The organism is Photobacterium sp. R1 (assembly GCF_054600795.1).
Genome location: NZ_BAAHZP010000463.1, coordinates 1 through 280, shown reverse-complemented (window position 1 = coordinate 280; position 280 = coordinate 1). Strand labels below are relative to the sequence as shown.

The window sequence follows — 280 nt, the reverse complement described above, 5'->3', positions numbered from 1 at the left end:
CAGGTGCTGGCTCTGGCGGCTGCCTGGCTCAGTCAGGAACTGGGGCGCGGCCATGTTTGCCTGCCGCTGGCTGGTGCAAACAGTCTGCCTTTGGGGCTGCCAAGAGAAATGGCCGAATCGCTGTTGGCGGCATTGCCGGCTGCCTGGCGCTTGCCAGCCAGCTGGTCATCGGTACTGAACCAGTCCGCTGCCGTGTCTGATGGCTCTCAGTCCACGCCCCTGGTGTTGATTGACAACCGGCTGTATCTGCATCGTTACTGGCAATATGAACAGACTGTCG

Annotated in this window: 1 pseudogene; it reads left to right on the top strand. The window is 61.1% G+C overall.

The window, feature by feature from the left end:
• Positions 1-280, top strand: a pseudogene (locus ACYP03_RS25865) (exodeoxyribonuclease V subunit alpha); the annotation flags it as partial.